Origin of the sequence: Weissella fangxianensis, from assembly GCF_024718545.1 — a bacterium.
GTDB lineage: Bacteria > Bacillota > Bacilli > Lactobacillales > Lactobacillaceae > Weissella > Weissella fangxianensis.
Genome location: NZ_JAMXDB010000062.1, coordinates 1 through 5,254 on the forward strand (window position 1 = coordinate 1; position 5,254 = coordinate 5,254).

At 37.1% G+C, this 5,254-nt stretch carries 6 protein-coding genes and 1 tRNA gene; 5 read left to right on the forward strand and 2 right to left on the reverse strand.

All coding sequences use genetic code 11. The annotated features are described in order from the left end of the window. Positions 1-190, reverse strand: a 190-nt coding sequence (locus NGR58_RS09835; protein WP_258089322.1) for a hypothetical protein, incomplete at its 3' end; no start/stop codon positions are given. On the opposite strand from NGR58_RS09835, the gene NGR58_RS09840 reads away from it, so the two are divergent. Then, entirely contained in the window at positions 170-568 is a 399-nt protein-coding gene (locus NGR58_RS09840; RefSeq protein ID WP_258089323.1) for a DUF1361 domain-containing protein, read from the forward strand. The genes NGR58_RS09835 and NGR58_RS09840 overlap by 21 nt on opposite strands. Positions 569-636: 68 nt before the next feature. Here NGR58_RS09840 and NGR58_RS09845 read toward each other — a convergent pair whose 3' ends face one another. Next, complete coding sequence (locus NGR58_RS09845; RefSeq protein WP_258089324.1) at positions 637-1,866, reverse strand: multidrug efflux MFS transporter; 1,230 nt, start codon at positions 1,864-1,866, stop codon at positions 637-639. 393 nt (positions 1,867-2,259) lie between these two features. Between NGR58_RS09845 and ruvA the strand changes: the two genes are divergently transcribed. From ruvA to NGR58_RS09865, 4 genes are all read left to right on the forward strand, one after another. Next, positions 2,260-2,847 (forward strand): Holliday junction branch migration protein RuvA, encoded by a 588-nt coding sequence (ruvA, locus tag NGR58_RS09850; RefSeq protein ID WP_258089325.1) that lies wholly within the window; start codon positions 2,260-2,262, stop codon positions 2,845-2,847. Between the two features lie 16 nt (positions 2,848-2,863). After that, complete coding sequence (gene ruvB / locus NGR58_RS09855) at positions 2,864-3,871, forward strand: Holliday junction branch migration DNA helicase RuvB (protein WP_258089326.1); 1,008 nt, start codon at positions 2,864-2,866, stop codon at positions 3,869-3,871. Positions 3,872-3,887: 16 nt separating this feature from the next. Next, on the forward strand, positions 3,888-4,934 hold the full coding sequence (gene queA / locus NGR58_RS09860; RefSeq protein ID WP_258089327.1) for a tRNA preQ1(34) S-adenosylmethionine ribosyltransferase-isomerase QueA: 1,047 nt from the start codon (positions 3,888-3,890) through the stop codon (positions 4,932-4,934). A 101-nt stretch (positions 4,935-5,035) separates the two neighbouring features. Continuing rightward, positions 5,036-5,107 (forward strand) — tRNA-Gly (locus tag NGR58_RS09865). Positions 5,108-5,254 lie beyond the last annotated feature (147 nt).

Genomic DNA, 5,254 nt, shown 5'->3' on the forward strand with positions numbered 1-5,254 from the left:
TCCGTATTTTATAAGGCGGAATACCTTGTAGATACATTGTGACAGCTTCAATTTGTACTTCTTTTGAAAACATAGTAAAACCCCGTAAGTTTTGGAAATTACTCCAACTTACGGGGTTCAGTTCATAATCACGCTTGTTTGGTTGGCTTTTTTCCCAAATGCCATGTATATGGTGACCGATTTTAGCCATTTGTCATCAATTGGTACCGGATTAATGACTGAAACTCAATTTTTTAATTACGCTATTTTAGCAGTGGGTGTATTAACTGGCCTCATTTTGGGAATTGCTTCGGCACACATCGTTGGTCGGGTCTATTGTCAAAAATCCTCAAACTTTTGGACAATTTTATTTTATATGATTCTGTCTTTTGTTTCGGCGTATGGTATTTACCTCGGTCGGTTTTTACGTATTAATTCATGGGAAATCGTTAGTGATCCACAAAAAGTTATCAAACTATTTACGGCTTCTATATCGACGCATAGTTTAGTATTTGTGATTTCATTTGGAGCACTACAATTTGCGCTATTAGTGTTATATCACATGGTTCGTAGTATAAATGTTGATTAAAAAAACCTTGGTGTTTTTCATTGCTAGTTATTTTGCTAACTAGTTAGAAAGAGCATCAAGGTCTTTTTTTATAAATTAAGTGAATCATCATTTTTTAATGATTTAGTCCGATAAAAGAATAGCACAGCATTCACGATTATCAAGAGGGCGCTTGCAATGAAGATACCTCTATAATCGAAAAACATTGCAACAACTGTTCCCATTATTGGTCCAGCAACCGATCCTAATGATTGGAATGATTGATTGTATGCAAAGATACGTGAAGTAATCTGTGATGGCGTTGTTTTAGATATTAGTGTTTGAACTGCAGGTAGCATCGTGGCATCAGAAATACCTATCATAAAACGTAAAATGGCTAACTGCCAAACTGCAGTGACAAATCCTGTTGGTAACATAAATGAAAATGCTAGGGTAAATCCAATTAACATGATACGATGTGTACCAATGCGATCACCTAATCGACCGAATTTTGGTGCGGCGAGCATTGTCGCAATACCAGGCATGGCAGCAACAACCCCAGCCCAGAATGTAGTGCCGCCACCACCATTGTTTAGTTCGCGGACAAACAGTGCAACAATTGGGCTAATGGACTGATTAACGATTTGGATGATAAAGGTCGTTAGAAACAAGCTAATTGTTAACTGGGGGTGCTTTAATTGTTTAAATACTTGTTTGCGAGATAGTGATTCGCCAGGTGCAATCGGAGTAAACTCTTCTTTGACCAAGGTAATGACAAGTGTAAACACTAGTAAGAATATAATACCAGTAATGATGAAAGATAAACGATAGCTCACAATTGAAGCAAGAATACCACCGATGAATGGACCAATTAGTTGTCCGCCAGTTACACCAGTGACTAATGTCCCTAAAGCATAGCCTGATTTATCTTTTGGCGTTTGGGTGGCAATCATGGCATTTGCATTTGAAATGAAGCCACCGCACAGACCTTGTAATGCACGAAAGAAAATAAGTTGCCAAATATTTTGGGCTGCTCCCATTAGGAAAAACACAATGGCCATCCCTAATGATGCACGTAGCAACATCAATTTACGTCCCTTGCTATCAGCCAGTTTTCCCCAAAAGGGCGATATAATTGCAGTCATCAAAAAAGTGATAGAAAAAGTTAGCCCACTATAGAAGGTTAATTGATTTTTAGTAAAATCACCTAGTGTATCTACGTATAGAGACAAAAAAGGCATAACTTCACTAAATCCAATACCAGTCATGAAAACGCCAAACCAAAGTACAAACAAGTTTCGGCGCCAAGTAGGCAACTCAGACAATTTTTCTTTTAGCATGATTGTCTCCTGTTGATTTGTTTTTTATAAATAATTATTCTACTCGTTTTGTAGTATTCATGCACGTGATTAAATCCACAACAAAAAAGAACTGGCTATTAACCAGTCCTTTTTTGTTGTAGGTTTAATAAGAGATATGTTAATTGAGTAGATTTACTAGGAAAGTAAAAACTCTTCGTCATGTGGGTGACGAAACGACCAAGCAATGAGCGTAGGCTTTCTCGTTACTTATCTTTAAGTCGATAGTTAAATAATAACTAGGAAATGTGAATAAAGTGTGAATATTATTGTACAAAATTTCACATTATGAAATTTAACAATTACGGTAAATTAAAAATAGCTAGTTTTTTTCTGCTATAATGTATGCAGTGACTTGTAGGATTGGAGAAGAACATGTACGAATATCTAAAAGGTACTATAACAGCAATATTGCCAAGCTATATTGTCATCGACATACAAGGAATTGGTTATCGGGTGCTAGTTGCTAATCCATATACTTTTTCTTTGAATGACACAATGACTGTTTACGTTGAACAGATAATTCGTGACAACGAACAAGCTTTATATGGCTTTTCTAATAAAGAAGATAAAGATTTATTTCAAAAATTATTGAACGTGTCAGGTATTGGGCCTAAATCGGCTTTGGCAATTTTGGCAAATAGTGATCATACAGGGTTAATTAATGCCATTATGCAAAGTGACATTAGCTTTTTAACAAAGTTTCCCGGTATTGGTAAAAAGACTGCGCAACAAATTGTGTTAGATTTGCAAAATAAGCTTGCTGATTTAACATTATCAGTTGAGCATAATGATCCGCTGCCAGCAGATGGGGAAAATTCAGCATTAGTTGATGCTTTATTAGCCTTAGAAGCTTTAGGATATGCGAAGAAGGATACTAAACGTGTTGAAAAAGAATTAACAAAACAGACAAACTTATCTACTGCAGAATACGTGAGTGCTGGTTTGAAGTTATTGCAGTAAATTTTGGGGGAATTAAATGGCAGAGGACTTTTTACATGATATGTCTACTGACACTGGTGAACAGTCGATTGAACAAACGTTACGTCCCAGTACATTGCAGCAGTATATTGGTCAAGAAGATTTAAAACAAAGATTGCAGGTGTATATTGAGGCAGCAAAACAACGTTCAGAACCATTGGATCATATGTTATTATATGGACCACCAGGATTAGGAAAGACAACCTTAGCAATGGTTGTGGCTCACGAAATGGGGGTCAATTTGCGAACAACATCTGGTCCCGCAATTGAAAAATCTGGTGATTTACTGGCATTGTTAAATGAACTTGCCCCAGGTGATGTTTTATTTATTGATGAAATCCATCGCCTGCCGAAGCAAGTTGAAGAGATGTTATATTCAGCAATGGAAGATTTTTATGTTGACATTATTGCTGGCGAAGGTCCTAATGCACACCCGATTCATTTTCCATTACCACCCTTTACGTTGATTGGTGCGACGACTCGGGCGGGCATGTTATCGCAACCTTTACGTGATCGTTTTGGGATTGTTGAACATATGGCATATTACACGCCAAAAGAATTGTCAGAGATTATTAAACGGTCAGCCGATATATTTAATATTGAAGTTGCTGATGAAGGTGCTTATGAACTTGCGCGACGATCACGGGGAACACCACGAATAGCCAACCGCTTATTACGACGCGTTCGTGACTTTACAACTGTGAAAGGCTTGCAAATAATTAATGATGAAATGGTCAACTTTTCACTTGCCTTATTGCAAATAGATGACATGGGACTTGATGAGGTGGATCATAAGATTTTAGAGACAATGATCAAATTTTATCAAGGAGGACCAGTGGGCGTTGGTACAATTGCCGCTAATATTGGTGAAGAGATCGATACGATTGAATCGGTTTATGAGCCTTATTTATTACAAATCGGTTTTTTACAGCGAACACCTCGAGGACGAGTTGTTACTTTAGCAGCGTATGAACACTTACAATTACCATTACCTGATAAAAAATAGTTAGGAGTAAAGATAAATGACGGAAACTTATACTAGTTTAGATGACTTTGATTATGATTTGCCACATGAATTAATTGCACAAACACCATTGGAAAAGCGTGATGGTTCACGTTTATTAGAACTAAATGCAGATACTGGAGAATTACATGATCGTCATTTTTATGACATCATCGATTATTTGAATCCTGGTGATGCCTTAGTCATGAATAATTCACGTGTTTTGCCAGCGCGACTTTATGGTGTACGACCAGAAACCGGTGGTCATGTTGAAGTCTTATTACTTCGTCAAGATCAAGATGATGTATGGGAGACTCTTGTGAAGCCTGCACGTAAATATCCAGTTGGTCAAAAAATAGTTTTTGGTGATGGACGATTGACTGCAGAAGTGACAGAAGAGTTGGAACACGGTGGTCGCATGATTAAGTTCCATTATGATGGTATTTTTTTGGAGATTCTAGAAGAACTAGGAGAAATGCCATTGCCACCATATATTAAAGAAAAGCTGGAAGATCAAGAAAGATACCAGACGGTTTATTCAAAGGTTAATGGTTCAGCTGCTGCACCAACTGCAGGATTGCATTGGACACCTGAGTTGTTGCAAAAGGTTGCTGATAAAGGAATTAAATTGATTGAGTTGACCTTACATGTTGGTTTAGGTACGTTTAGACCAGTCGAAGAAGATAATATTGATGATCATAAAATGCATTCCGAATTTTATCAATTAAGTGAAGAAGCCGCACAGACATTGAATGAGGTTCGTGCTAATGGTGGTCGAATTGTAGCAACAGGAACGACATCAATCCGTACACTTGAAACGATAGGTGCAAAATTTGATGGTACATTACATGCAGATTCTGGTTGGACAGACATATTTATCAAGCCAGGATTTAAGTGGCAAGTTGTGGATGCGTTTATTACCAATTTCCATTTACCTAAATCAACCTTAGTGATGCTAGTAGCTGCTTTTACTGGTCGTGATAATATTTTGAATGCTTATAAACATGCTGTAACTGAAAAATATCGCTTTTTCAGTTTCGGGGATGCAATGTTTATTCACCACTAAGGGTAGACATAGAAGATAAATTAATTTAAATAACAAAAGTGTTGACTTTGTCAGAACAAATGTGTATTATAAATATTGTTGCTGATACAGATAAACACTTTGCGGATGTAGTACAACGGCTAGTGCTCCAGCCTTCCAAGCTGGGAATGCGGGTTCGATTCCCGTCGTCCGCTTCACGTCTTTATTGATGTGATGTTGATCATTGAAAACTGAATATCGTTTCGATGAAACAAATGTGTAGGGTCATCAAGTAATTTACTTGATACAAAACATTTGTGAAGTCAATTCACTAATAAATTCGTTTAACTTCTGTTAAACAA